The following is a 25,766-nucleotide window of genomic DNA, read 5'->3' as shown; positions in this document are numbered from 1 at the left end:
TTCGCTCAGGGCCTCAGCCCTGGGCGTTGTCGCCTTCGCCCTGGTCTTCCACTTCGTCGGGTTGCGGGCAGTAGTCCTGAGGGTTGGCTGGCCACAGCACCTGGTCATGGCCGTCGTGCACCTGTTCGGCGCCGCAATCTACTTGGCTGACCTGGAAGCTCGGGGTGCCGTCCAGGCGATACAGGGCCTTGAGGCTGCGGGACTGGTCGTCGCCCATGCCTTCCACGGCATAACCGAAGATCGCGCCGCGGGCTTCGTCCACCACCAGTTCCTGCCACTTGCCGGGGATCAGCCGCTTGCCCTTGAGGTCGTACAGCGCCGAGGTGGCCAGGGCCGAGGTGTCATCGGTGGCCAGCAGGTAATGGCCGCTGTTATCCAGGCGGATGTCGACGTACTGGCCGGGCTCCAGCAGCACCTTGCCGCTGGCGTCCATCAGGCCCACGGTGCGCACTTGGGTGGCCTGGCCGAACAGGGTGGCCTGCTTGGTCGGGCTGTTGGCGGTGCTGAAGACGAACAGGTCGGCGTTGATCGCGCCGATCTGGGCGTAGGTGGGCTTGAACAGCTCGACGCCCTTGTCCACATCGAAGATGCCGAAGGTGGCGCTGAACACGTTCTGCAGCACCGCGACCTGGTTCAGCCCCGGCACCTGTCGGAACATGCCCAGGGGGCTGAAGCCGGCCGGGTCCGCCGAGTCATAGACTGGTTGCACCTTCCATTGGCCCTGGCGATCGATCACCCCGGCCTTGCCGGAGGTGCCGTCGGCATTCTTGGCGGTGACCAGCGCGCCCTGTTTGCCGAACACCTGGCAGCTGCCGAACTGGGCCTGGATCACCGTCTTGCCCTGGAAGTCCATGTAGCCGCAGGGGCTGTCGTATTTTTCCCGGAAGGCCACCAGGCCGTCTCCGGGTTCGCCCATCCAGTTGTAGGTGGCGGCGCTGATCAGCTGGGCCTTGGCATCGGCCAGGGCCTTGCCCTGTTCGGTGCTGACCACCAGATGCTGGTTGGCAAAGGAGTCGATGCTGTCGAAGTCGATCTTTTTCTGCTCGCCGGTCTTGAGGTTCAGCGCCCACTTTTCCTCGCCGCGCTCGGCAAGCATCCACCAGCCGCGCTTGGCGAAGTTATCGCGCACCATGCTGCTGTCATACACGGCGTCGGTCACCACCTCGCCCTTGGCGCTGAGGATGCCGCGCTTGCCGCCGATCTCGTAGACGATGAAATCGTCGTTGCCGCCCACGTACAGATCGTCGAAGCGCGGTGGCTGAATCTGCTTGCCGCTCTGGTCGAGGATGCCCAGCTTGCCGTCCTGGCCGTAGCCGAAATAGCCCGGGGTCAGCAGGCGCAGGTCGTCGGTGAAGGCCGCCTTGAGGGTCTGCTTGCCGTCGGCGCTGCTGAGGTTCCAGGTACCGTCCTTGGCGAACAGGAACGTCTTGTCCAGGGGCAGGGCGACCACGGCGTCGTAGTCGTTGTCGGCGCTGATCAGCACCTTGCCGTCCTGGTCCAGCACCGCGCATTCGCCATTGGCGCAAATCGGCATGACCATGGCCGCCGGCGCGGCGGCCGCAGCGACGGCTGCGGTCTTGGGACTGGTTTCTTCCTTGCATCCGACCAGGGCCAGAGCAGACAACGAGAGGATCAGCGAGCCGAGACGGGCACTGGCGCTTCTATCCATGAACTTCAAGTTCCTTGTGATGAGGGGAGTACAGCGCGCCCCGTATGGCGGGGCGGGCAAAAACGCGGGTGATTCTGCGGTGCCGCCGGATAAATGCAAGAGCCAATTGCAAAGAAAACCATCGGTACAGCCGCACCGCCGGCCTGACGGGCAGTCTTGGCGCTCGGTAATCGCTGTCTCAGACTGAGACGTTTGTCGCGAAATAGAACGTCGGGTAACACCCGGCCGTCCGCCATTGCTCGGCGTCGTCGCCCAAGTCATTGAATCCGGAGTTTTTTATAAGCTGGCACGCTCCGTGTATTGCATACCTGCAGACGTTTCTCTTGCCTCCATGTCCGAGCGTGCCGGGCATGGCAGAAACCATAAAAACGACTCGCTAAAAATAAGAAAGCACCGTGGGAGGTTCGACGTTGATGAAGAGAAGACTGCGCCTGAGGCTGAGCGCCAGCCTGCTGGCCATTGCCACCTGTAGCGCCTTGCATGCCCCTTCGAGTTTCGCCGCGCGCGATGCGCAGAGCATCCTCAAGGAAACCTGCCAGGGCTGTCACACCCCCGAGGCCGGGGAAGCCCTGAGCCGCATCAGCCATCAGCGCAAGACCCCGGAAGGCTGGCTGATGAGCATTGCCCGCATGCAGACCATGCATGGCCTGAAAATCAGCGATGACGATCGTCGCACCCTGGTCAAGTACCTGGCCGACACCCAGGGTCTGGCCCCCAGTGAGACCGACGGCGTGCGCTACGCCCTGGAGCGGCGGCTGAATACCGTCGAGCACTTCGACGAGCAGACCACGCAGATGTGTGCCCGCTGCCACTCCGGCGCGCGGATCGCCCTGCAGCGGCGCCCGGCCCAGGAGTGGGAGCGCCTGGTGAACTTCCACCTCGGCCAGTGGCCGTCCCTGGAGTACCAGGCGCTGTCCCGGGACCGCGAGTGGTTGCCTAGCGCCCTCAAGGAAATGGTGCCCTTGCTGGCCAAGCGTTATCCCCTCGACAACCCGGCCTGGAAGGCCTGGCAACAGGCCCGTCCGCAAGCGGCGGCGCTGGCCGGGGACTGGAGCTTCAGCGGCCATCTGCCGGGCAAGAGTGAGCTGGCTGGGGTGATGAGCGTCAGCGCCGGGGACGGCGATCAGTTCAAGGTCAGCGTCAAGGGCCAGTACGCCGACGGCAGCCCGTTCAATGGCGAGGGCAGCGCGATCCTCTACAACGGTTATGAATGGCGTGGCAATGTCACCGTCGATGGTGTGGTCATGCGTCAGGTGCTGGCGGCCCAGGGCAGCGCGCTGCAAGGGCGGATGTTCGAGGCCGAGCACGACGAGCGCGGCCTCGACTTCATCGCCGCCAAGCAGGACAGCAACCGCCTCCTGGCAGTGCAACCGGGTTATCTGAAGGCCGGTGAAGAGGCCGAGGTGACCCTGGTGGGCGCGGGCCTCGCGGGCACTCCGAGCTTCGGCAAGGGGGTCGAGGTGGTGCAGGTGCTGGAGCAGAGCCCCGGGCGCATCCGCCTCAAGCTCAAGGCTGCCGCTGATGCCCAGCCGGGTGTGCGGCAGGTCAGTGTCGGCAACCTCAAGGGCGTGACGCTGGCGGTCTACAAACATATCGCCGAGGTCAAGGTGGTGCCGGCATTCTCCGTGGCGCGGATCGGTGAAGGCGGCGGTTCGACGCCCAAGGTCCAGGGCCGCTTTGATGCCGAAGCCTGGGGCAAGGGCGTCGATGGCAAGCCGTACCGCATCGGCGTGGTGCCGGCGCAGTGGAAGGTCGAGGCCTTCGATGAGCAGGCGGCCAAGGATGAGGACGTGCGGTTCGCCGGCACCATGCAGGCGGACAGCGGCGTGTTCACCCCCGGGGATGCCGGGCCCAACCCGCAGCGCAAGATGTCCACCAACAACGCCGGCAACCTCAAGGTGATCGCCGCCGTGGATGACGCCGGCAAGGCCCTGACCGGCGAAGGCCACCTGATCGTCACCGTGCAACGCTGGAACAATCCACCCATTCCCTGAGTGCTGTTGAGTGCTACCGACCGATATTTTCAGGTAATCACCGCAGGCCCCGCAGCCGGGGCCGGCACAGGAGGTTGTAATGGGCGCCATTCTGAACCTGGTAGAGCGCAACCTGCACGAAGTGCAGGTGGACGCCAACCGCATGCTGTTCCACATCCCCAGCAGTTCGCTGTTCGCCAGCGATGCCCTGACCGGCAGCATCATCGATGCCTTGCGCGGGCCCGGCTGTAGCCCGCAAGACCTGATCCAGCGACTGGCGGGCGACTATGACGGCGCGGACGTCAGCGACACCCTGCGTGAACTGATCGCCCTGGAGCTGGTCAGCGACGGCTCGCCACTGACCCCGGAGATCGGCGTCAAACGGGTCGAACGCACCGCGATCAACACCGTGGTGCTCAACGTCAATACCGGCTGCAACCTGAGTTGCACCTATTGCTATAAGGAGGACCTGGACAAGCCCTCGGCGGGCAAGAAGATGGCCCTGGAAACCGCCATCGCCTCGGTGGAGATGCTGCTCAAGGAATCACCGGACGAGGAGCGTTTCACCGTGGTGTTCTTTGGTGGCGAGCCGCTGAGCAACCGCAAGCTGATCGAGGCCATGGTCGATTACTGCGAGCAGCGTTTTCGCGCGGCGGGCAAGTTCGTCGAGTTCGTCATGACCACCAATGCCACCCTGCTTACCGAGGAAGTGGTGGACTACCTCAATGCCCACCGTTTCGGGCTCTCGGTGAGCATCGACGGGCCCAAGACCGTGCACGACCGCAACCGCATCACCGTGGGCGGGCAGGGCACCTACGACGTGGTGCGACGCAAGGCGCAAATGCTCCTGTCACGCTACAACAGCCGCCCGGTGGGGGCGCGAGTGACCCTGACCACCGGGGTCACCGATGTCGAGACCATCTGGGACCACCTGTTCAACGAGCTGGGGTTTGCCGAAGTCGGTTTCGCCCCGGTGACCTCGGGGGACATCAGCAGCTTCAACCTCAGCAGCGAAGAGCTGATCGAGGTCTTCGCCAGCATGAAGCGCTTGGGGCAGCGTTACCTGGATGCGGCCCTGGAGCACCGCAATATCGGCTTCTCCAACCTGCACCAGTTGATCACCGACATCCATGAGGGCCACAAGAAAGCCCTGCCTTGCGGCGCCGGGCTGAAGATGCTGGCGGTGGATCACAAGGGCGAGCTGAACCTGTGCCATCGCTTCACCGGCTCGTCGTTGCCGACCTTCGGCAATGTGCTGGAGGGCGGGGTGAAACAGATGGAGCTCAACGACTTCCTGTCCCAGCGCCTGGACCGTACCAACACCGGCTGCGACAGCTGCCGGATCCGCAACCTGTGCTCTGGCGGTTGCTACCACGAGAGCTATGCGCGCTACGGCGACCCGGCGCACCCGACCTATCACTACTGCGATCTGATGCGTGACTGGGTGGATTTCGGCATCGAAGTCTACAGCCGGATCATGGCTCACAACCCTGCGTTCATCAGCAGCTACATCACTCCGCGCAAGGCTCACTGACATGAAGCATCTCAAGCCGATCAATAACAAAGCCCAGAAACTGGCCGAGGCCGCCGCCGAGGACCGTATCGAAGAAGTGCTGGCGATGAACTCCGTGGCCGGTTGCGCCTCGACCACCGACCCGGGCTGGGAAATCGATGCCTTTGGCGGTGTCTCGTCGCTTTGCCAGCCGATGGAGGCCGACCTTTACGGCTGCTCCGACCCTTGCTGGTGGCCGGCCCAGGTGCCGGACATGATGAGCACCTACCCCGACTGGAACAAGGACGCCCAGGCCTCCAACGACAACTGGCGCAACCTCGGCACCGTCTTCCCCAAAGACAAGTAACCGGACAGCACAAGGATTACAGCATGCGAGCTATCACAGTGTGCGGCCTGGCCGCCGGCGCGGTTCTCAGCGCCTGTTCTTTCACCGCCCTGGCCGATGAGGCCCTGGCCCTGAACAGTGGTCATGAATACATGGTGACCACCAATTATCCGAACAACCTGCACGTCCTCGACCTGGCCACCGACAGCCTCTACAAGACCTGCAAGATGCCCGACGCCTTTGGCCCCGGCACCGTGCAGCTGTCGCCGGACCGCAAGATTGCCTACGTGCTGAACAACCACTATGCGGATGTCTACGGCGTCGAGCTGGACAGCTGCAAGCAGGTGTTCCACGCCAGCATCACCCAGCAGCCGGGAGAGAAGGCGCGCTCGATGTTCGCCTTCACCGTCAGCCACGACGGCAAGGAGTTGTACACCGTGGCCAACCCGACCGTGCTGCTCAATGATCGCTACGAGGTCAAGGAGCCGCGGCTGGATGTCTACGCCACCGATGCCGGGCTCGACGCCAAGCCTGTGCGCAGCTTCCCCGCACCACGGCAACTGACCATCATGCAGAGCGGCGACGACGGCACCCTGTATGTGGCCGGACCGGACCTGTACAAGGTTGACGTGAAGACCGGCAAGTTCGAGGTGCTGATCCCCAGCCGGCACTGGAAACGTCCGAACTACAGCGCTCCGGACGTGCTCTACATCTGGAACCAGCAGACCTACCGCCACGATTTCTCGCTGCTCTACACCGCGGCGAAATTCAAGGACAAGCAGCAGGACCCGGCGACCGCCGAGCCGCTGTACGGGCTGTTCAGCATTGACTTGAAGACCGGCAAGACGGAAACCACCGACTTCGGCCCCTTGACCGAGATCTACTTCAGCGGCATGCGCTCGCCCACGGACCCGAACCTGATGTACGGCGTGCTCAACCGCCTGGCCAAGTACGACATCAAGCAGAAGAAACTGCTCCAGGCCGCGACCCTGGAACACTCCTACTACTGCCTGTCGTTCAACAAGGCCGGGAGCAAGATCTACCTGACGGGGACCTTCAACGACGTGGCGATCTTCGACGCCGAGAGCCTGGCGCAGGTGGGCAAGATCACCTTGCCCGGTGGCGACATGGCGGCCACCACGACGCAGATCTTCGTGCGCTGACCTTGTCTGCAGCTACCGGCTCCTGCTGTAGGAGCCGGCTTGCCGGCGAACAGGCCCGCGCAAGCTGAGGGGGGCCTTACCGGTGCTTTCGCGGGCAAGCCCGCTCCTACTGGGCGGGTACCGGGCAGCTCAAGTCGCCTTCCTGGCACTTGAGGTAAGTCTTGAACGATGCCACCCGGGCTTTGGTCAAGGCCGTGGTGCAGTTGCTGTAGACCAGTGGATAAACACTGCCGCCTTCCACTCCTGACGCAGAGAAACTGCACTCGGCATCCCTGAATGCCACCCAGGCACGCTGGGCGCTGACCAGCAGTTTCTTGGTTTGCGGCTGGTCTTGCAGGCGTTGGTTGATCTGCTGGTACAGGCTGTTGAGCTCCTTGTCCGCGGCCTGGAACTGCCGGCCGGCGCACTGGTTCATATCGGTCTGGGTATTGGCGCTGTCGCACTCGTCGGCCTGGGCCAGCGGGGCGAGCAGCAGCGGCGCAAGGGCCAGGAACAGGATCGGACGCATAGGAAGTCTCGCTATTGGGCAATGAGCGTGGGAGGCAAGTCTAGCCGCGGCTTGGCGGCCACTCGGGCCAGCTGTCCAGGGTATCGTGGGCCAGCCACGGCACGTCGTGGGAGGTCCAGATATGCACCTGCGGGGTCAGCCCCGGATCATCATCCAGGGTGGCGACCCGCAGGATCACGTGGGGTTGCCCCGGCCGCTCCGCCAGCAGATGAGAACCGCAGACCGAGCAGAAGTGCCGCAGCTTGCCGGGTGATGATTCATAAGTGCTCAGCCGCTCCTGGCCCTGGGTCCACTGGAAGTGCTCGCGCATGACCCCGGCGGTGGAGGCGAAGGCTGCCGCGTGGGCTTTGCGGCAGGTCTGGCAGTGACAGTGGCCGATGGGCATGTCCAGGCACGCGACCCGATATTGCACGGCCTTGCACAGGCAACTGCCGTGCAGTCGCCGGGGTTGCCCGTGGCGTTGCGCGGCCAGCAGCAGGTCGTCGGCCATGGCTTGAATCTCCTCGCCCATGTGCAGTTTCGCCAGCCAGTGCGGCGGTATCCCTTGAACCCCGTAGAAGGCCCCGGCCAATTGGCCGACGATGGCGGCCGTGGTGTCCGCGTCGTCGCCCAGGTTGGCGGCGGCGAGCACCGCTTCGGCGTAGCTGTCGCTGTGCTGGAAGCACCACAACGCGGCTTCCAGGGAGTCGACGCAATAGCCGTTGCCACGAATCTGTTCGCGGGTCTTGTCCAGGTAGCGGCCCTGGGCCAGGGCGATGACCTTGGCTTCGCCAAAGCCCGGGTCAGCGAGCTGTTGCAGTTGGGTTTTATCCGCGCCGCTCAAGGCCTTGGCGATCAACCCGGCGAACAGCTGGCAGCACTCCACGGCTTCGGCCGCGCCATGGGTGGTGCGCGAGCTGGCGCCGGCAAATTCGCGGACCCGGGCCAGGTCGGGGTAGTGAAACAGCACCACCGGTGCCAGGCGCATCAGCGAGCCGTTGCCGGCGGTCTGCGGGTCGCTTGAGCCGGCAAAGGGCTGGCCATGTTCCTGGAAATCGCTGAGGGCCTGGCGCACGGTCATGCCAATGTCGAAGCACTCGCCGGTGGCGCTGAGGTAGCCCCATTGCCACCAGTTGAGGTAGCGGCCCATCTGGTCGGCGGCGTCGAAGCCGTCCTTGCGCAACAGGCTTTCAGCCAGGCACAGGGCCATGGAGGTGTCGTCGGTCCACTGTCCCGGCGCCAGGTTGAAGGGGCCGCCACCCTGCATGTCGGTCACCGCCGGGAACGAGCCCCGCGGCTTGAATTCCGCCGTGGTGCCCACGGCATCGCCACAGGCCAGGCCCAGCAGGCTGCCACGGTAGCGATCGGAAAGGGTTGGGGGCATGGCTCGTCCTTGAGAAGGAATTGACGGGCGACATTAGCATTTTTTTCTGTCCGCCCGGGCGTCCCTGGTGCTTGACGCAGAGCCCTGGTCGATCGTGCAACTTGCCGGTTGCGATAGCGCTCAAGCGGTCTAGTGTTGATCACTGGAGGTGTCCTATGAACTCATCAGATCGCATCGAAAGAAAGATTCTGCTCAAGGCCAGCCGGGCTCAGGTCTGGGCTGCGCTGAGCCAGGCCGAAGCCTTTGGCGAATGGTTCGGGGTGGCCCTGCAAGGCCAGCGTTTCACACCTGGCCAGCGGGTCCGCGGGGCCATTACCTATCCCGGGTATGAGCACCTGACCTGGGACGTCTTGGTCGAACAACTGCTGGTGGACGAATTGTTCTCCTTCAGCTGGCATCCCTACGCCATTGATCCACAACAGGACTACTCGACGGAGCCCACGACCCTGGTGCGATTCGAACTGGAGGAGCGCGGCGACAGCACCCTGCTGCGGGTGACCGAATCGGGGTTCGATGGCGTTCCCGCAGAGCGCCGGCTCAAGGCCTTTCGCATGAACAGCCGGGGCTGGGAAGAGCAGATGAGCCATATAGAAAACTACTTGCAGTTGCGCTGAGGGCGTCAGTGGCTAGCGCCAATCTACAAGCGGCAAGTGGCAGATAGAGCTTGAAGCCGCCAGCGTGTAGCTCGAAACTTGCCGCTTGCCGTCGCTTCTCACGAGCCTTTGAATGTTTGAACCCTATGTACAACGTTGGTGCCTGGTGCCCGATGGCGATGCCATTGTCACGCCGGGCAGTCGCTTGTTGCCGGTGCGCCTGGAAGATGGCGCGCCGGCGATGTTGAAGATCGCCCTGAATGAGGATGAACAGGCCGGCAACCGGCTGATGGCCTGGTGGGCCGGGGAGGGTGCTGCGCGAGTCTACGCCCAGGAGGATCGGGCTTTGTTGATGGAGCGTGCCCAGGGCCCGCGCTCGTTGATGCGCATGGCTCTGGCTGGCCAGCACGATGAGGTCAGCCATATCGTCTGCGCCACCCTGGAGCGCCTGCACGCCCCGCGTCCGCAACCCTTGCCACCGCTGGTGCCTCTGGATCATTGGTTCAAGGATCTGCATGAGGCCGCGCGGCAGCAGGGCGGCCTGTTCCTCGAGAGCCAGGCGGTGGCGGAGCAATTGCTGGCCGCGCCGCAGGATGAAGTGGTGCTGCACGGTGATGTGCACCACGACAACCTGTTGGACTTTGGCCCGCGCGGCTGGCAGGTGATCGACCCGAAGCGGGTGCGAGGCGAGCGCGGTTTTGATTTCGCCAACCTGATCTGCAACCCGCAACTGCCCAGTGCCACCGACCCGGCGCGTTTCACTCGGCAGGTGCAGATCATTGCCAAGGCCGCCGATCTGCAACCGCGACGCTTGGTGCAATGGGTGCTGGCCTTCAGCGGTTTGTCCGCCGCCTGGTTTCTCCAGGACCAGCACCCGCCTGGCGCTCGTCACCAGCTCAAGGTCGCGGCTTTGGCGGTTCAAGCGCTGCAGAGCTGAGATCAGGGTTTTCGGAAGTGATGCATGGCGAATGTCTTACACGCAGTGCTAGCTAATGCGTCTTTTTGTCCGATGACTTTGTGTTTAATCTTCTTTCCCACAACTGCAGCGCAGGAAGCGCTCAGGATCAAGGAAGGTCGACCATTAGCACGGATGCTGCAGACAGGAAGTCATAATGGTCTTGGAAAAAACCCGCTTCGGCGGGTTTTTTTTCGTCTGCTGTTTGCGCAGGCGGGTGGCGCTGCAGGGCATTGTTGCAGGTGCGGCCCGGCGGTGTGCCGCTGTCGGCAAAAGGGTGCGGACGATGGCCTTCACCGACAAGCCGGCGCCTGCACCAGGGCACTCAGCGGGTGACTTCGTTGCGTACCTTCTCCAGGGCCTGCTGCAGCAGCGTCAGGCTGATGGAGCCCAGGGCCACCCGCAGGGCCTGGGGCACATGCACGGTGGTGGCAAAGGGTTCGGCAGAGGTGACGGTCACCCCTTGGCGCTCCAGGGCCGCGACCACCTCGTCGGCGCGCAGGCCTTCCGGCAGTTTCAGCCAGAGAAAATAGGACGAAGGGTGGGCGAGGAACTCGCAGCCTTGCAGTACCCGACGCGCTAGCGCCTGACGGGCCCGGGCATCGATGCGTTTCTGTTCCTCCAGGCTGTCCACCAGCCCCGACTCGATCCAGCGACAGCCCAGGGTCACGGTCAGCGACGGGGTGCTCCAGGTGGACACGCGAATCGCCCGTTCCAGGGCCGGAATCATTTCCAGGGGCGCGACGATAAACCCCAGGCGCAGCCCGGAAGCGACGCTTTTCGACAACCCGGAAATATACAGGGTGCGCTCCGGGGCCAAGGTCTGCAGTGGCTTGGGTGCAGGTTCGGCAAGAAAGGCGTAGGCACCGTCTTCGATCAGCAACAGGTCGTGATCACGGGCCAACTGCGCCAGGCGCTGGCGTTCGCCCAGGGGCATCACCGTGCCCAGCGGGTTGTGCAGGGTCGGCATGCAATACACCGCCCGCACCGGGCGCCGACGACACAGGGCCTGCAGCGCATCCAGGTCCATCTGGCCATGGCTTTGTGGCAGCGCTTCGAGGTCCAGGCGATGGACCTGGGCCAGGGTTTTCAGCCCCGGGTAGGTGAGGGCATCCACCGCCAGGATGTCCCCCGGTTGCAGCAGCGCCAGCAGGCTCACCGCCAAGCCTTGTTGGGCGCCGTTGACGATCAGCACCTGCTCGGCGCCGACCCGGATCTCGCGGTTGCGCAGGTGCCGGGCCGCGGTCTGGCGCTCATGGGGGCGGCCGCCTTGAGGCGCGGAGTGCAGCAGGGCATCGAGGTCGCCGGAGGCGGCTATCGCACGCAAGCCTTCGCGCAGGCTTTCTGCCTGGCCGGGCAGGGACGGGTAGTTGAACGCCAGGTCCACCGAGGAGGCACTGCCGGGGTGCTGTTCCAGGCCCATGCCCCGGGGCAGGCTGGTGTCGCGCACGAAGGTCCCGCGACCTGCTTCGCCCACCACCAGGCCGATGGCTTCCAGTTCGTGGTAGACCCGCAAAGCGGTGGCCAGGGCCACGTGCTCCTGGCTCATCAGGGCCCGCACCGTGGGCAATTGCGTGCCGGGCGCGAGCTGCCCGGCGCGGATGCGTTGGGCGAAGTGATCGACGATGGTCTTGTAGCGAGTCCGGCGCATGAGGGCAGCCCTGTGTATCTAGAACACTTTTTTGTTTGTATCAGGTCAGCGCCCTAATCTAGCGTCTTTCCTGCTGGAGCGCTGCCGCTATGTTGGACCTGGCCACCCTGACGATTTATATCGGTGCGGTACTGCTGTTGTTGCTGTCGCCGGGGCCGAACATGGCGTTCGTCATCAGCCACGGCGTGGCCTATGGCTGGCGCGGCGGCGTGGCCTCGGGGTTAGGCATCGGCGTGGCGGACATCTGCCTGACCCTGCTGACCGCCACCGGTGTCACCGCGCTGGTCGCCAGCTGGCCGCTGTCCTTCGAGCTGATCCGCTACGCCGGGGTTGTCTATCTGCTATGGCTGGCGTGGAAAGCCCTGCGCACTGGGGCAGGCCCGAGCCTCGCCGAGGCCGCGCGGGTGCCGCTGGCCACGGTATTCGTGCGGGCCCTGTGCAACAGCTTGCTGAACCCCAAGGCGCTGCTGTTCTTCATGGTGTTCCTGCCGCAGTTCGTCCAGCCCGCGCACGGCAGCATCGCCCTGCAATTGATTCTGCTGGGGCTGGTGCTGACCCTAGTCAGCGGCATCTTCCACACCACCCTCGGGGTGTTCGGTGCAGCCCTGAGCCGTGGCTTATCCACCACCTCTCGCTTTGCCCGGCTGCAATCCTGGCTGTTGGCGGCGGTATTGCTGTTGCTGGCCTTGCGCCTGGCGTTATTGACCCAGCCGGTCTGAATCCTTACCCCAACGGAGTTCGAGCATGTACATCGCCGCCTTTATCTATAAACCGGGCCAGCGCGACGAAGAGTTCCACCGTCTGAGCGCGATCATCGATGAAATCGCGATCAGCCTGCCAGGCTTTGTCGGCACGCAATCCTGGACCTCGGCCGATCAGCAGTTGATCAACGCCAGCTACTACTGGGAGGACGAGGCGTCGATCCAGGCGTTTGCCCGGCACCCGGCGCACCTTGAGGCCAAGCGCCAATACCAGCGCTGGTACGCCGGTTACCAGGTGGTGATTTCCAAGGTCGAGCGGGCTTATGGCGACGGGGCGATTACTCAATTGCTGGCGAACAACCGTCATGGCGAGGTGGCTCGGGCCTGATCGGTGTGGGCAAGAGGCGGCCACTGTGGTGCAATGGCCGACTTTTTTCAGGCTCTAGATCATGGACGAGACTCGTTTTTCCTCTGCCGCAAGCTTCGGCGCCGTTCCATGCTTGCTGCGGACCAGCAGGGCCAAGGCGAAGTCATTGAGTCGGCCAGCCAGCTTATGGTTCGTGGTGCTGGGCATGGCGTCGTTCCCTGCATGGGGACTGGGCGGCCACTCCTCCTGCCAGGGCCCCAACTGCCCAGGCCTGGTGGAGACCTTGGGCTTTTTGGTCGCGGCCTTTGTCCTGCTCAACGTGTTGGGCGCGCTGTGGATGATAGGGCGGAAAATCAACTCGATATGGCGGCGTTGGCGTTATCCACAGGCCAGCGTTGCTGCAGAGCAACCCACCCCGGACGACTCGCCGTCCCATTGAGCCGGACGGCGGTGCTCGTCTTGTCAGGTCTGTTGCAGGCGTTGCGCTGCACGCAAGGTAATCTCTCGGCGTTTTTGCAGTGACTGCGCGCTGCTCGCCCGGACTTGCTGGACCACGCTGGCGGGCGCGGTGTCGGGGCTGCCGGCGTTGAACGGTGGCGCCGGGGCGTACTCCAGTTGCAGTTGCACGCGCTGCGCGCTGGCGCTGTCGAACAGTTCGCCGGCCAGGGTCAGGGCGAAGTCGATCCCTGCGGTGATACCGCCGCCCGTCAGCAGATTGCCGTCACGCACCACACGCTCACGCACCGGGGTGGCTCCCAGCAGCCCGAGCAACTCGTGATAGGCCCAGTGCGTGGTGGCGCGCTTGCCCTGCAGCAGGCCGGCGGCACCGAGCACCAGGGCACCGGTGCAGACCGAGGTCACATAGCGCGCCTGGGCCGCATGCTGGCGGATGAAGTCCAGGGTCTGTGGATCCTCCATCAGCGCCCCGACCCCGGCACCGCCGGGGATGCAGATCACCTCCAGGGGCGGGCAGTCATCGAAGGTGGTGGTGGGTTGCAGGATCAGGCCGGAGCTGGCGCGGATGGGCGCAAGGTCCTTCCACACCAGGTGCACTTGCACCTCCGGCAACGCGGCCAGCACATCGTGGGGGCCGGTCAGGTCCAGTTGCTGAACCTCGGGAAACAATAGAAAACCGATCTGCAGTGCCATTGCCTGTTCCTTGTGTCGATGAGGTGGACGGCTTGACTCTAGCGTTCTAGGATTTGGCGCATACGCCAACCTGCCCTCGGTTTACGCCAATCATGCCCGGCACTGCAAAAAACCTGTTTGTCCTGGCCTTTGCCAATGCCCAGTTGCTCGATGTCACCGGGCCGCTGCAGGTGTTCGCCTCGGCCAATGATCGGGCCCGCGGCCTGGGCCTGCCCTTGCCCTACCAGCCGCGGGTGATTGCCAGCCCGGGCGGGGCAACGCTGACCTCATCGGGGTTGGCGTTGTTGGCCGATCCACTGCCGGCAGCGGAGGAGGCCTGCGACACCTTGATCATCTCCGGTGGCTGGGGGGTCTACAAAGCGGCCAAGGACCCAGAGCTGGTGGCCTGGATTGCCGCCCGGGCGAAGGCCTCGCGGCGCGTGGCGTCGGTGTGCACCGGGGCTTTTCTGCTGGCGGCCAGCGGTTGCCTGGACGGGCGCCGGGTGGCGACCCACTGGACCCGTTGCGAGCAACTGGCTGAGGCCTATCCGCAGCTGCGAGTGGAGGCCAATCCGATCTTCATCAACGATGGCCCGGTGTGGACTTCGGCCGGGGTCACCGCCGGCATCGACCTGGCCCTGGCCCTGGTGGAGGCTGACCTGGGTCGTGAAGCGGCGCTGGACGTGGCCCGGCAACTGGTGGTGTTTCTCAAGCGTCCGGGGGGCCAGTCACAGTTCAGCGTGACCTTGTCGCTGCAGAACAGCGGCGGGCGTTTCGATGCGCTGCACAGCTGGATCGCCGAGCACCTCAACCATGCACTGACGGTGCCGGTGCTCGCCCAGCAGGCGGCCATGAGCGAGCGCAGTTTCGTCCGTCATTATCGCGCTGACACCGGCCAGACCCCGGCCCGGGCGATTGAACTGATCCGCGTGGAAACCGCGCGACGGCTGTTGGCCGACACGGGTTTGCCGATCAAGCGCATCGCCGTGCAATGCGGTTTCGGCAGCGAGGAAACCTTGCGCCGCAGTGTGCTGCGGGCCCTGGGCGTAACCCCGCAGGCCTACCGCGAACGTTTCGCCACGGCCCCGCAACCTGGTTGATCCCGCGGGCCGCGTTCACTCTTCCAGCAGGCTCAGCCGGCCATCCTCATAGCGCACTTCACGGCCGAGCCAGGCCGGGTCCACCTGGGGCAAAACCGCCGACGGCTTGCGCAACTCGCGCAGCAGGGTCGAGCCGTGTGACAGGCGCCCGCCCATGCGGGCGATCACCGCCCGGGCCTGCTGGTAATGGGCGTAGCGCCCAGGATCGAGGGTGTCCTCCAGCAGAATGTCGACCCCCAATCGGCCTTGGGCCTGCCCCGGATAAATCATGAAACCGCTGGCCTGTTCACTGCCTTCGCGACCGTCCTGCCAGAAGCTGCCGCCACGGTTGCGCACATGCTCATGGGGGGCGAACCAGTAATCGCGATCAGCCTCGGGCAGTGCATGGTGCAGGCGAAAGAAAATCCGCATCAGGTTGTCCCGGTACCACTCGCGCACTTGCAGGTAGTAACCACGCAGGCCCGGCAAACCCAGGCGGTGGGCCAGGGCGATGCTCGGGCTCCAGCGGGGGAAGGCTTGCAATGGCAGGTCTGCGCAGTGCGGGCGCGGGGTGCCGGGGTCGGTTTCCCAAGGCAGGCGATGGGGGCTGTTTTCCAGGTTGTCGTAGGCCGTCGGCGGACGCCCCAGCAGCGCGCCACCGCTGCTGGCCAGGGCGGTGGCGATGCACAGGTTGCCCTGGACCACGAACACGTAGAAACGGCTGAACCAGTCCGCCAGTTGCTGGCCGTCGGCGCCTGCGTTGTGCAACTGCGCCAGTTCCTCATCGAAGCGCCGCAGGCCGCGCTCCAGAGTCAGCAGGTGGCCCCGGGCGATGTGCTGCATGCGTAAGAAACGCGGCAGTGAACGTAGCAGGCGCAGTGGGCGCAAGGGCAGTGCCGGGGTCGCTCCGCCGACTTCGCCGGCATAGCTGGAGGAGGGCAGGCCCCAGTCGGCGAGGCGCGCCAGGAACAGATCATTGTTGATGTAGGAGGCGCCGTCGAACACCGCGGTGAACGGCTCGTTGTCCTGCAGCACCCGGGCGTCCCAGCGTGCCATGATCGCCGGAATGCTCGCCGCCGCCCGGCGCTGGCCGTACTCGACAAAGCGGCTGGGCTGCGGCGGCAGGATCTCGGCGATGTTGGCTGCGGTCAGGTGCCGGCGCCAGCCGTAGTCGCTGATGGGGCGGTATTGCAGCAGCCACAATTGCTGGCCGTCCCAGGCCCATTCGATGTCCCCGGGGACGTAATGGAAGACCTTCAGCACCCCTTGCAGGAAGTCCCACAAGGCACTGGCGCTCAAGCCCTGGGTGGTGGCGAACGTACCGCTTTGCCAGGCTGCACCCAGGCGCGAAAGCACTGCCCGCTGCGGGCTGACCTGGCCGTCGGCGAGGCTTTCCAGATGGCCTTCGACCCACTCCAGCTCGACTGCCAGGTGACGTACGAAGGCGATCCCCGACAGGCTCGGCTGGATGAAGCGCTGCACCACCACTTCCTCGACCCCGGCGTCCCGCAGTTCAGTGATCCGCGCCGCGACATCAACGCTGGCGACCCGCAGATAGGTGGTGCTCAAGCCGGCATTGGCCGAGTCGGCCTGGTCTTCGCCGTAGCTCGACGAGCGCACGGCCCACAAGGCGTGCGGCTGGCTGCCGAGCAAGGCCGGCAGGCGCGAGTCGCTGGCGCTGTCCAGGGACAGGGCACTGGGCACCGGCTGGCCCGCCAGCTCGGCCAGGCGCAGGCGCCCGCCCTTGGTGTGGGCGACAAAACCGCTTGCAGCGGACTCCAGCCAGGCAACGAATTCGCCGGGCTCATCGATCCACGGGTAATGGCCCCAGCCCGGCTTGAGGCTGATTTTCAGGTCGGCGCGAGCGAGGATCGCCGACCAGGCGGCGGCCTGGGCAATCCCCAGCATCCGGTCCTGATCACCCCAGACCAGTTCCACCGGGTCCTTGATCCACTCCAGCAGCGGCAGCGCGGTGTCGGCCCGCAGCTGATCCCACAAAGGCACGAACGCCCGGCAGCGGGCATAACCCGAGCCCATGCGCTGGTAGTGCTCCTGGGTCCAGCGCTGACGGGAAAACTTGTGCGCGAACCACTTCGGCTTATGGCTGAGCAAGCCATGGATCAACAGGCGCGCCGGCAGCGGCGACATCAGCGCCGGCAAGCGCCGCTGCCAGAGAAAGGCCCCCACCGGCGCCAGCAATACACTGCGCGAGAAATGCCCGGGGCGGCGTTGCAAGGCGTGCAGCACGAGCAACGCGCTGACCCCTACCGCGACGATCGCGTTGCCCGGTTTGGTCATGCCCAGCAGTGCTTCGGCGTATTCGCCCAGATCGTTGCAGGGCGCTTGCGGATTGTCGCCAAACCCCGGCAGCTCCAGGGCTTGCACCTGGTAGCGGTGGAAATGCAACACGGCGTCGTCCCACCAGTCGGCGGCGCTGCCATTGCCCGCCAGCAGGTACAACAGGGGCTTGCTCATCGACAATCCTCAGGTCAGGTCGCGCAGGGCGGCGTCCAGGGTCGGGTAGCGGAAGCGGTAGCCGGATTGCAGCAGGCGCGCCGGCACCACGTGCTGGCCGTCGAAGAACAGCTCGGCCATTTCCCCCGCCAGGGCGCGCACCGGGGCGGCCGGCACATGCAGCCACACCGGGCGCTTGAGCACCTTGCCGGCGGTCTTGGCAAAGGTGCCCTGGCTCACCGCTTCCGGCGCCACCATGTTGTACGTGCCGGCCAGGGACGAGTCGTTCATGGCCCGGGCGATCACTTGCAGCACATCGTCGCGATGCACCCAGCTCATGATCTGCCGGCCGTCGCCCATGCGCCCGCCAAAGCCGAAGTGGAAGGGCATCAGCAGCGGCTTCAGGGCGCCGCCGGGACCGAACACGATGCCTAAGCGTAGGACCACCTGACGCACGCCGAAGCGGGTCGCCGGTTCCGCCGAGGACTCCCAGCGGGCACACAGGTCGGCCATGAAGCCTTCACCGCGCTCGGCGTTTTCATCCAGGGTCTGGCTGGCGTCGCGCACGCCGTAGAAGCCGATGGCCGAGGCTTGGATCCACAGTTCCGGCTTGTGCTGGGCGTGTTGCAGCCAATTGAGCAGGGCCTCGGTGGTCCCCACCCGGCTGGCCAGCAGTTGCGCCTGGCGCTTGGCCGACCAGCGCGGTCCGGCCACTGGCGCACCGGCCAGGTTGATGATCACGTCGAAGACCTCGCCGTGGCCGAGCTTGCTCAGGCTGCGCAGGCAGCGCGCGCGCCCATCGAACAGGTAGGCGGCGCGCAATGGGTCGCGGGCCAGCACGCTGACGGTGTGCCCGGCATCCAGCAGTTGGTTGACCAGGGTTTCACCGATGAAGCCGGTGCCGCCGGTGACCAGCACCCGCTTGCCGCTGCCACCGGTAAAGGGGTTGGCGCCCTGGCCCTGGCGTTGCAGGCGCAGGGCGGCCAGGCCGTCGCGAATCCCCGAAGCCGTCACGCCGACGGCGAACAGGCTCAGCGCCCAGCCTTGCCAGCCCAGGTCAAGCGGGTTCAAGGCGCTGGGCAGGCGTGACCATTCCAGCAGCTGCAAGCCGTACAGGGCGAAGAATGCCCCGGCGTTGATCGCCAGCACGGTGTGCATGATGCGCTCGATGGCCGGCAGCTTGCGGCTGCGATCCTCGACCACGAAGTCCCACAGGGTCAGGCCGATTTCCAGGGCGAACAGCACGGCGATCACCAGGGCCCAGATGCCCTGGAACGCCAGGTGGGCGATGCCCATGAACAGCACCCCGTAGAAGCACGAGCGCAGGGCATGGATGCTCAGTTCCTTGCGGGCGCTGTGGCGTTGCGGCAGGGCCACGGTGAGTTCGTGATGGTAGATGGTATCCAGGGCGCCGAGCACGCCCTGGGCGAGCAACAGGGCGATAGCCCACTGCAGGATTGGCAAATCAGCCACGATGGTGAAGTCCTTTTACGAGGGAAGGCGAGAAGTACGGCGGTCGTTGCGGTACAGCCACAGCAAGGGCGGCAGCAAGACCAGCAGGGCGAAACTGTCGACCCACAGGTGGGCGGTCATGTGCATCTGCCAGGACAGCCACATGTCCTGGGGAGCCCACAGCAGGATGCCGGCCATCAGCCAGGCCCAGGCTGCCGGGCTGCGCAGGCGGTCGCCCAGGTGCACCAGGGCCAGCAGATACAAGGCGTAGCTTTGCAGCGTGGCGCCGAACAAACCCAGCCACCAGATCTGCTGGGCCCGGGCCGGGGCAGGCGCGGCGGCGCCCCAGAAGGCCTGTTCGATGCTGCTGAGGTAGTCGTTGAACAGTGCGCTGTGGCCGGCCCAGGCCAGCAGCAGGCCGGCCAGCAAATGGCCGACGCCGGCGGCGTACAGCCAGAGCACCAGGGCTCGGCGCAGGCCGGGCCGGGAAGAAGGGGCGGCAGATAACATTCCATGTCCTGTGGGGGGTCGAGGCCGCGAAGTGTACCGATTTTTCCCTGCTTACAGTGCGCTTGTTGCTCGGTTTGTGGGCGGCCTCAGCCGTCTTGCAGCATCTCCAGCCGGTCCTGGACCAGGGCCGCCTGCTGCCCGGAGCGCATGACCTGCTCGCGGACAAAACACGTCGGCCCGTAGCCGCGCAGATAGGGCACGATCACCCGATAGCCGCGTGCGGCCAGGGGCGGATCGGACCGAGAAACCCTCGCTGCAACTCGCCGCCAGGGGGCAGCGAATCGTACTGGGTATCCTGATCGACATAGAACACCTCGCTGATGGCTGAACACCGGGCGGTAGTGATCGTCGGCGGCGAAACCCCGCACGGGATTGAGGGCGCGAGTCTTGGCCGGGGCGCCACCGGCAGGGGATGAAAACCGATGCTCAGGCTTGCTGCAGACCTTGAGCATCACGCCAGTAGAGGGTGCTCTCGTACTGGAAAGAGAGGATGAATCGCGCCTCGCAAGTGTCGGCGATCTGGCTCAGCAACCGCTGGATTTCATCCAGCGAAGAGTGCCCGTCAGGCTCCGGCCCCTTGATTCTCAGGTAGCAGCGCAGGCCCACGGCGAAGCTGCAGCCTTTACGGTCCTCAGCGTAGATTTGGTTGTCCCCGGAGCTGTCTTTGCAACTTAGGGTCATCCCCGAAGGGAAGCGTGCCTCGATGCCATTGGCTGGATCCGCTTCCAGGGTGCCGTTGCAGTGTTCGATGGCTTGCCTGAGAAGTGCGCTGTCCAGGTGCCTGTCGGCTTCAAGATGCAGATCCATTCCCATGATTTTTCCTGTGTGCGATCGGCTCTTCAGCGTCAAGATTCTATCTTTGGTTCTCGGCCGTGGCAGCGTGCATGTGCCCGCAAGCCGGCAGGGGCGCTAGCGCAGCAACTCGTCAGTGGTGGTCAGGTGCTTGAAATGATGGCGCCACAGATCGACCCCCAACTGGCCGCTGCGATCCAGGGACGAACCCACGGTCAGGTCGGTGATCAGGGTCGGCTGCAAGCCGGCATCGAACAGGGCAAAACCTGCCGCCAGGACGCAGGTGTCGGTCTGGATGCCGCACACCAGCACTCGCTCAGGACTCAGGCTTTTCAGGTAGTCGAGGATCTCCGGCGTCGGTCCATAGCCGTGCTTGATAAAGACTTGTTCGGCGGCCACCAGGCTGTGATCGTCTGCCGCCGGTTGCCAGCCCAGTTGGCGGGCGAACGGCGTGCGGCTTTCGTCATGGCGCTCCACGGTGGCCACTGAGGGCATGCGCCCGAGCAGTCGGTTGATGCCCTCCACCAGCCATTGCGGCGGGTTGAAGCACGGTTGCACATCAATGATCAGCAAGACCTGCTGCATGGTGTTCTCCTGGTAACGACAGCTTTGACCGCAGAGCGAAACGCGCGCCAGTTTGCCGGGGAAATCTACTTCAAGCGAGCGTTGCCGGTTGGCGCAGACCGATGCAGTTGCCCCACGGATCCTGCACCTGGCAGATCAACTCGCCGTCGCCAATAGCCATCGGTCCACGGTAGAGGCGCCCTCCTAGGGCCGTCAGGCGCTGCAACTGCGCCGGCAGGTCGGTTACCCGCCAATACACCACCGAGCCTGCCGGGCCCTGGCCGACCTTGGCATCGGCCGCGACGATCTCGATGGCGATGCCGTCGATCTGCAGATGGCCGAAGTCATCGGGCGCGTGGACGATGCGCCGCGCCTGGGGGAACGCTTGGGCGTACCAGTCGGTGGCGGCGCGCCAGTCGGAGGCGTGAATCATCACCGCGATAATTGGCGAGTCGGGCATGGCGGGAATTCCATTTCGGGCCGCAACGGGGGCCGGCGGCGCTCAAGGTTGCCAGACACTCTTGTCGCCGCTCAAGCGCCGGTCGAGAAAGCTCGCGGCGCTGATCAGCGCCACTTGTTGGGCGAAGGATAGCTGCATGGGGCGTTCCTTTATCAGGGCGCGTGTTCAGCCTTTCAGAGCAACGCAGGTGTCCATCGGCGAGCGCAGCTTCAGCGGCCTGATAAAAGCACAGGCCTGGTTGGTCAGGCCGGCGATGTGCATGTTCATCTGGTGGAAATGGTTGCTCAGGTCCTGTTCCTGGCGCTGTTCGATAAAATGCACCGATAGTAGGTCGGCGAACTGGCTGTGAATGATCACCGAGTCGGTGACCTCGACCAGCAGGTTGCAGCGGTCAAGATCCCCGGGGTGATCAGCTAGGCGGCTTGCTCACTCAGGGGCAGAACGCACTGGGCGAAATTGGAGACGATCAGCTGCGAACAGAAGAGCCGGTCCTCATCAATGGTCTGCCCCGGTCTTGATGGCCTCGATCAGCCCCCGCCATCATCCACCAACAGCGCCGCGTGGCTGTAGCCGGAGCCGGAGCCGGACTGGAGCAGGCTGTGCCGGGCAGCGTTGCGGCTGAGCAGAATGTCGCCCACCTGAAGTCTTGAACCATCGAGTGAAAAACAGGTGGCTGCCGGTTGGGGAGCGCGCCTGGCAAAGCGGTCCATGGAGTTTTCACGTTGAGGCAGGGGGTATTTCAGTGGTTGGCCCTGGCGTGTGGAGCGTCGTTACGGCGTAAACCGCGCAGGAGCAGTTGCAAGCCGACCAGGCTCTCTTCAAGTTTCTGTGCCGGTTGCGGTGCATTGGCAATCCACAGGGCGGCCTCCACCAGGGCGCCGTTGATCAGGCGCGCCATGGCCCGTGGCGCGACCGGTTCGATCACTTGGGCCTGGATCAGCTGGCTCAGGAGGGCGCCAAGGGTGTCGATGCACTGCTCCTCGCTCGCCTGGCTGGTATCACTCAGTAGCGCCCGTGCATCCTGCAACACGATGCGCTGGATTTCCGGTTCCAGGGCCATCTGCAGGTAGGCCTGACAACGCTGGCAGAACGCTTCCCATGGATCTTCAACCTGGCTGGAAATCGCCTCCAGGCGCTGATCCATCTCGGTATCGATCTGTTGCACCACGGCCGCCAACAACCCCAGCTTGTCACCGAAATGGTGATACAGCGCGCCCCGGGTCAGGCCGGCTTCGGCGGTCAGTTCGTCCATCGATGCCTTGGCGTACCCCTGTCGGGCAAACGCCTGGCGGGCGCTGGCAATCAACTTGGCGCGGGTTGCTTCGATCATTTCGGCGCGTGGGCGGCTGCTCATGAGGTTCGGATCTCCACTCGATGAAGGGTTGACATACGCTGCGTATGTTCGCATGATTTTTCACATACGAGGCGTATGTATTTTTACTGCAGGGCCACTTTGTGGCAAGTTGCAGCCCCCCAAGGAGTCGTTGTAAATGGCCAACCCCTATCGTGAATTGTTCAACGCCCCCGGCAGCCGGGCGTTTGTCCTGGCCGGGATGGTCGCGCGCATGCCGATCTCCATGACCGGTATCGGTCTGATCACCATGCTGGCGCAACTGCATGGCGGTTACGCCCTGGCCGGTGGCGTAGCGGCGACCTTTGCCCTGGCCACGGCCCTTTGCGCGCCCCAGGTCTCGCGGCTGGTGGACCGCTTCGGCCAGGGCCGGGTGCTGCCCCTGGCTGCCGGCCTGGGGGGCGGAGCGCTGCTGGCACTGCTGTTGTGCACGCGCTTGCAGGCGCCGTACTGGACGCTGTTCGTGTTTGCCGCCCTGGCCGGTTGCATGCCCAGCATGTCGGCCATGGTCCGGGCCCGCTGGACCGAGCTGTACCGTGGCCAGCCGCAGTTGCAGACCGCCTATGCCCTGGAATCGGTGCTCGACGAGGTTTGCTTCATCATCGGCCCGCCCTTGTCGGTGGGGCTGTGCGTGGTGCTGTTTCCCGAGGCCGGGCCGCTAGCGGCGCTGCTGATGCTGGCCATCGGGGTCAGTGTGTTCGTCCTGCAAAAGGCCACCGAGCCGCCGGTGCATCCCCACGCAGAGGGGCAGGGTGGCTCGATCATCCGTTCCGGGGAGATTCGCCTGCTGGTGCTGCTGATGTTGGCCATGGGCATCATTGTCGGGGTCGTCGATGTGGTCAGCGTGGCCTTTGCCCAGCAACAGGGACAGCCGGCGGCAGCGAGTATCGTGCTCTCGGTGTACGCCATCGGTTCGTGCCTGGCCGGCATCGTCTTCGGTGCGCTGAAACTCTCGATCCCGTTGCCACGGCTGTTCATGTACGGCGGCATCGCCACCGCGGTCACCACCCTGCCGTTGCTGCTGGCGAGCAACATCCTCGGCCTGGCCCTGGCGGTGTTCGTTGCCGGGCTGTTTTTTGCCCCGACGCTGATTGTCGCCATGGCCCTGGTAGAGCGCATCGTACCGGCGGCCAAGCTCACCGAGGGCCTGACCTGGCTGGTCACCGGCTTGAGCATCGGGGTGGCCCTGGGGGCCGCCGGGTCCGGGGTGCTGGTGGACCATTTTGGCGCACGCAGCGGGTTCTGGCTGGCCTTGGTCGGCGGTGTGGTGGTGCTCGGTGCGGCGTTGCAGAGCTATCGACACCTGAGCCGGGGTGAGCCGGCGGACTAATTTGTCCGGCCCGTGCCGCGTTTTCCTTAACAGATGATTTGTCGAGGGCAATACCGTGACCAAGTTGAGTTTGCTGTGCCTGCCGTATTCCGGCGCCAGCGCCATGGTGTACAGCCGCTGGCGGCGCAAGCTGCCGCAGTGGCTGCAACTGCAACCGTTGGAGTTGCCTGGGCGCGGTGCCCGTTACGCCGAGCCATTGCACACCGACATGCGCCAATTGGCCATGCAACTGGCCCGGGAAATCCAGGGCACGTTGCGTGCGCCGTATGCCTTGTTCGGGCACAGCCTGGGGGCGTTGCTGGCGTGTGAACTGGCCCATGCCCTGCGTGCCCTGGGTTGCCCGGAGCCGGTGGCGCTGTTCGCTTCGGGCACTGCGGCGCCGACCCTGCGTGCTGAGTACGACCGGGGTTTTGCCGAACCCAAGACCGATGAGCAACTGATCGATCAGTTGCGCACTCTCAATGGCACCAGCGAAGAGGTATTGGCCAATCGGGAACTGATGGACCTGACCTTGCCGATCCTGCGCGCCGACTTCCTCCTGTGCGGGCGCTTTCGCCCCATGCAGCGCGAACTGCTGAGCTGTCCGGTGCATGTGTTGGGTGGCAAGACCGATCGCGCCACCACCGAGCAACTGATTGGCTGGAGCAAGGAAACCTGCGGCAGTTTCTCGGTGGACATGCTGGCGGGCGGGCACTTTTTCATCCATGCACATGAAGCCCGGGTGCTGAGCCTGATCAAGGGGCACCTGGACGTGCATCGGCGGCGCCACCAGATACCGCTGGCTGCGGCAACCTGGTAGTCGCTGCCGCAGGTTCGGAGCGTGTTGCGTAGCCCTTTCAGCCCAGGGAGGTGCCCAGGCGCCAGTAGCCCATCAGGGTCAGGTTGCGGCGCTCCTGGCCGCGTTCGTTGATCAGGTAGCGGCGGATGCTCATCACCGTGGCGGATTCGCCGGCGACCCAGGCATAGAAGCTGTTGTCCGCAGGTTTGGCGGTTTCCCACGGGCGCTGTTCCTCATGGCGTTCGGAGACCTTGATCGGCCGGCGTTCGGTGTTGGCCGGCGGCAGTTCCGCCAGCTCCCGGGCGGCATGGATCAGGGTTTCGCCGTGGCGCGCATTGAGCACGTCACGTGGCAGCCAGTTGACCCGGGTCTGCGGGTGGCAGCGCAGGTCGATACAGTCGCTTTCGTGGGGCACTTCGATGAACACCTGCACATCCGGATGGTCCGGGTATTCCTGCAGGTCTTCGAGAATCCCGGCAATTGCCGGCAAGGCGGTTTCGTCGCCGATCAACAGCACTTTGCGAATCCCCGCCGGCGGCAGCCATTCATAACCGCCCGGGTCGCCGCTGAAGGCCTTGTTCGGCACCACTATCTGCAATCGATCGCCGGGTTGCGCGTGGGTGGCCCAGGACGAGGCGGGGCCATTGACCCCATGCAGCACGAAATCCACGTCCAGTTCCGCCGGCTGCATGCGCAGGGCGCGGATGGTGTAGGTACGCATCGGCGGTTGCTGCTGCGTCGGCAATTTGCGCCGGGCGGCGTGCCAGTCGCCTTCCACCGGCAGTTGCGGCGGTGTGCCGTCGGCGCCGGGGAACAACAATTTGATGCGCTGGTCCGGGGCCAGGGTGCGGGCCTGGGCGATGTCCTCGCCGCCGAACACCAAGCGCACCATGGACGGGCTGAGGTCGATGCGTTGCTTGAGTTCGACGTTGATCACCCGGTAGGCCCGCGGCTTGTCCGCGCCCACCAGCTTGCGTAGGCCGTTGGCCAGGGAGAGGGTCAGGGATGTGGCTGATGACATGATCGCGACCTTATAAAAAAGCAGGTTCTGATTTGACGAGTCGCCACCCCGGGAATTTACCGTTGC

Annotated in this window: 26 protein-coding genes and 2 pseudogenes; 12 read left to right on the top strand and 16 right to left on the bottom strand. The window is 64.9% G+C overall.

Annotated features, from left to right (window positions below; all coding sequences use genetic code 11):
• Positions 1-13: 13 nt before the first annotated feature.
• A complete protein-coding gene (locus GV819_RS26755) occupies positions 14-1,669 on the bottom strand; it encodes a WG repeat-containing protein (RefSeq protein WP_161759050.1) in 1,656 nt (551 codons plus the stop codon).
• Between the two features lie 413 nt (positions 1,670-2,082).
• Between GV819_RS26755 and peaA the strand changes: the two genes are divergently transcribed.
• The 4 genes from peaA (at position 2,083) to peaD (ending at position 6,643) form a co-directional block, all read left to right on the top strand.
• Entirely contained in the window at positions 2,083-3,663 is a 1,581-nt protein-coding gene (peaA, locus tag GV819_RS26750; RefSeq protein WP_161759049.1) for a quinohemoprotein amine dehydrogenase subunit alpha, read from the top strand.
• 79 nt (positions 3,664-3,742) lie between these two features.
• Positions 3,743-5,176, top strand: coding sequence for a quinohemoprotein amine dehydrogenase maturation protein (gene peaB / locus GV819_RS26745; protein ID WP_161759048.1), 1,434 nt, complete (start codon positions 3,743-3,745; stop codon positions 5,174-5,176).
• A 1-nt stretch (position 5,177) separates the two neighbouring features.
• Positions 5,178-5,501, top strand: coding sequence for a quinohemoprotein amine dehydrogenase subunit gamma (qhpC, locus tag GV819_RS26740; protein WP_025126299.1), 324 nt, complete (start codon positions 5,178-5,180; stop codon positions 5,499-5,501).
• A gap of 23 nt (positions 5,502-5,524) precedes the next feature.
• The gene (gene peaD / locus GV819_RS26735; RefSeq protein ID WP_161759047.1) at positions 5,525-6,643 is read left to right on the top strand and encodes a quinohemoprotein amine dehydrogenase subunit beta; all 1,119 of its coding nucleotides are present in this window, start codon (positions 5,525-5,527) and stop codon (positions 6,641-6,643) included.
• 106 nt (positions 6,644-6,749) lie between these two features.
• On the opposite strand, the gene GV819_RS26730 is transcribed toward peaD, so the two are convergent.
• The 3 genes and pseudogenes from GV819_RS26730 to GV819_RS26725 form a co-directional block, all read right to left on the bottom strand.
• Positions 6,750-7,151 (bottom strand): lysozyme inhibitor LprI family protein, encoded by a 402-nt coding sequence (locus GV819_RS26730; protein ID WP_161759046.1) that lies wholly within the window; start codon positions 7,149-7,151, stop codon positions 6,750-6,752.
• Positions 7,152-7,191: 40 nt separating this feature from the next.
• Positions 7,192-7,641, bottom strand: coding sequence for a GFA family protein (locus GV819_RS33335; protein WP_306108860.1), 450 nt, complete (start codon positions 7,639-7,641; stop codon positions 7,192-7,194).
• Between the two features lie 51 nt (positions 7,642-7,692).
• Positions 7,693-8,514, bottom strand: a pseudogene (locus GV819_RS26725) (ADP-ribosylglycohydrolase family protein); the annotation flags it as partial.
• A gap of 155 nt (positions 8,515-8,669) precedes the next feature.
• On the opposite strand from GV819_RS26725, the gene GV819_RS26720 reads away from it, so the two are divergent.
• Positions 8,670-9,128 carry an SRPBCC family protein gene (locus tag GV819_RS26720; protein ID WP_161759044.1) on the top strand — a complete coding sequence of 153 codons (459 nt, stop codon included), beginning with the start codon at positions 8,670-8,672 and terminating at the stop codon, positions 9,126-9,128.
• Positions 9,129-9,240: 112 nt separating this feature from the next.
• Positions 9,241-10,044, top strand: a complete 804-nt coding sequence (locus tag GV819_RS26715) for an aminoglycoside phosphotransferase family protein (protein WP_161759043.1) — start codon at positions 9,241-9,243, stop codon at positions 10,042-10,044.
• Between the two features lie 343 nt (positions 10,045-10,387).
• Here GV819_RS26715 and GV819_RS26710 read toward each other — a convergent pair whose 3' ends face one another.
• Positions 10,388-11,713 carry a PLP-dependent aminotransferase family protein gene (locus tag GV819_RS26710; RefSeq protein WP_161759042.1) on the bottom strand — a complete coding sequence of 442 codons (1,326 nt, stop codon included), beginning with the start codon at positions 11,711-11,713 and terminating at the stop codon, positions 10,388-10,390.
• A gap of 89 nt (positions 11,714-11,802) precedes the next feature.
• Between GV819_RS26710 and GV819_RS26705 the strand changes: the two genes are divergently transcribed.
• The 3 genes from GV819_RS26705 (at position 11,803) to GV819_RS26695 (ending at position 13,220) form a co-directional block, all read left to right on the top strand.
• Positions 11,803-12,432 carry a LysE family translocator gene (locus GV819_RS26705; protein ID WP_161759041.1) on the top strand — a complete coding sequence of 210 codons (630 nt, stop codon included), beginning with the start codon at positions 11,803-11,805 and terminating at the stop codon, positions 12,430-12,432.
• 25 nt (positions 12,433-12,457) lie between these two features.
• Positions 12,458-12,802, top strand: a complete 345-nt coding sequence (locus tag GV819_RS26700; protein WP_161759040.1) for an antibiotic biosynthesis monooxygenase family protein — start codon at positions 12,458-12,460, stop codon at positions 12,800-12,802.
• 61 nt (positions 12,803-12,863) lie between these two features.
• The gene (locus GV819_RS26695; protein WP_161759039.1) at positions 12,864-13,220 is read left to right on the top strand and encodes a hypothetical protein; all 357 of its coding nucleotides are present in this window, start codon (positions 12,864-12,866) and stop codon (positions 13,218-13,220) included.
• Between the two features lie 23 nt (positions 13,221-13,243).
• On the opposite strand, the gene inhA is transcribed toward GV819_RS26695, so the two are convergent.
• On the bottom strand, positions 13,244-13,930 hold the full coding sequence (inhA, locus tag GV819_RS26690) for an isonitrile hydratase (protein WP_161759038.1): 687 nt from the start codon (positions 13,928-13,930) through the stop codon (positions 13,244-13,246).
• A gap of 92 nt (positions 13,931-14,022) precedes the next feature.
• Between inhA and GV819_RS26685 the strand changes: the two genes are divergently transcribed.
• On the top strand, positions 14,023-15,009 hold the full coding sequence (locus GV819_RS26685; protein WP_161759037.1) for a GlxA family transcriptional regulator: 987 nt from the start codon (positions 14,023-14,025) through the stop codon (positions 15,007-15,009).
• Positions 15,010-15,024: 15 nt separating this feature from the next.
• Here GV819_RS26685 and GV819_RS26680 read toward each other — a convergent pair whose 3' ends face one another.
• The 9 genes and pseudogenes from GV819_RS26680 to GV819_RS26640 all read right to left on the bottom strand — a co-directional run bounded on the left by GV819_RS26680 (position 15,025) and on the right by GV819_RS26640 (position 22,574).
• The gene (locus GV819_RS26680) at positions 15,025-17,463 is read right to left on the bottom strand and encodes an alpha/beta hydrolase (protein ID WP_161759036.1); all 2,439 of its coding nucleotides are present in this window, start codon (positions 17,461-17,463) and stop codon (positions 15,025-15,027) included.
• Positions 17,464-17,472: 9 nt separating this feature from the next.
• A complete protein-coding gene (locus GV819_RS26675; RefSeq protein WP_161759035.1) occupies positions 17,473-18,915 on the bottom strand; it encodes a TIGR01777 family oxidoreductase in 1,443 nt (480 codons plus the stop codon).
• A 15-nt stretch (positions 18,916-18,930) separates the two neighbouring features.
• Positions 18,931-19,404: a hypothetical protein gene (locus tag GV819_RS26670; RefSeq protein WP_161759034.1), complete on the bottom strand. Its 474-nt coding sequence runs from the start codon at positions 19,402-19,404 to the stop codon at positions 18,931-18,933.
• A 98-nt stretch (positions 19,405-19,502) separates the two neighbouring features.
• Positions 19,503-19,637 (bottom strand): annotated as a pseudogene (locus tag GV819_RS26665) (alpha/beta hydrolase); the annotation flags it as partial.
• Positions 19,638-19,830: 193 nt separating this feature from the next.
• Positions 19,831-20,211, bottom strand: a complete 381-nt coding sequence (locus tag GV819_RS26660) for a hypothetical protein (protein ID WP_161759033.1) — start codon at positions 20,209-20,211, stop codon at positions 19,831-19,833.
• A 102-nt stretch (positions 20,212-20,313) separates the two neighbouring features.
• Positions 20,314-20,781 carry a cysteine hydrolase family protein gene (locus tag GV819_RS26655; protein WP_161759032.1) on the bottom strand — a complete coding sequence of 156 codons (468 nt, stop codon included), beginning with the start codon at positions 20,779-20,781 and terminating at the stop codon, positions 20,314-20,316.
• 70 nt (positions 20,782-20,851) lie between these two features.
• Complete coding sequence (locus GV819_RS26650) at positions 20,852-21,220, bottom strand: VOC family protein (protein ID WP_161759031.1); 369 nt, start codon at positions 21,218-21,220, stop codon at positions 20,852-20,854.
• Between the two features lie 165 nt (positions 21,221-21,385).
• Complete coding sequence (locus GV819_RS26645) at positions 21,386-21,577, bottom strand: hypothetical protein (RefSeq protein ID WP_161759030.1); 192 nt, start codon at positions 21,575-21,577, stop codon at positions 21,386-21,388.
• A 382-nt stretch (positions 21,578-21,959) separates the two neighbouring features.
• The gene (locus tag GV819_RS26640) at positions 21,960-22,574 is read right to left on the bottom strand and encodes a TetR/AcrR family transcriptional regulator (RefSeq protein WP_161759029.1); all 615 of its coding nucleotides are present in this window, start codon (positions 22,572-22,574) and stop codon (positions 21,960-21,962) included.
• 136 nt (positions 22,575-22,710) lie between these two features.
• Here GV819_RS26640 and GV819_RS26635 point away from each other — a divergent pair, with 136 nt between their 5' ends.
• Together GV819_RS26635 and GV819_RS26630 are read left to right on the top strand one after the other, a co-directional pair.
• Positions 22,711-23,901 carry an MFS transporter gene (locus tag GV819_RS26635; RefSeq protein ID WP_161759028.1) on the top strand — a complete coding sequence of 397 codons (1,191 nt, stop codon included), beginning with the start codon at positions 22,711-22,713 and terminating at the stop codon, positions 23,899-23,901.
• Positions 23,902-23,956: 55 nt separating this feature from the next.
• Positions 23,957-24,700 (top strand): thioesterase II family protein, encoded by a 744-nt coding sequence (locus GV819_RS26630; RefSeq protein ID WP_161759027.1) that lies wholly within the window; start codon positions 23,957-23,959, stop codon positions 24,698-24,700.
• A gap of 37 nt (positions 24,701-24,737) precedes the next feature.
• On the opposite strand, the gene GV819_RS26625 is transcribed toward GV819_RS26630, so the two are convergent.
• A complete protein-coding gene (locus GV819_RS26625) occupies positions 24,738-25,700 on the bottom strand; it encodes a siderophore-interacting protein (RefSeq protein ID WP_161759026.1) in 963 nt (320 codons plus the stop codon).
• Between the last annotated feature and the right edge of the window lie 66 nt (positions 25,701-25,766).

Origin of the sequence: Pseudomonas sp. Fl5BN2, from assembly GCF_009908205.1 — a bacterium.
In the GTDB taxonomy this organism is placed as follows: domain Bacteria; phylum Pseudomonadota; class Gammaproteobacteria; order Pseudomonadales; family Pseudomonadaceae; genus Aquipseudomonas.
The sequence above is the reverse complement of the archived record's forward strand: the minus strand, read 5'-3'. Positions and strand labels throughout refer to the sequence as shown.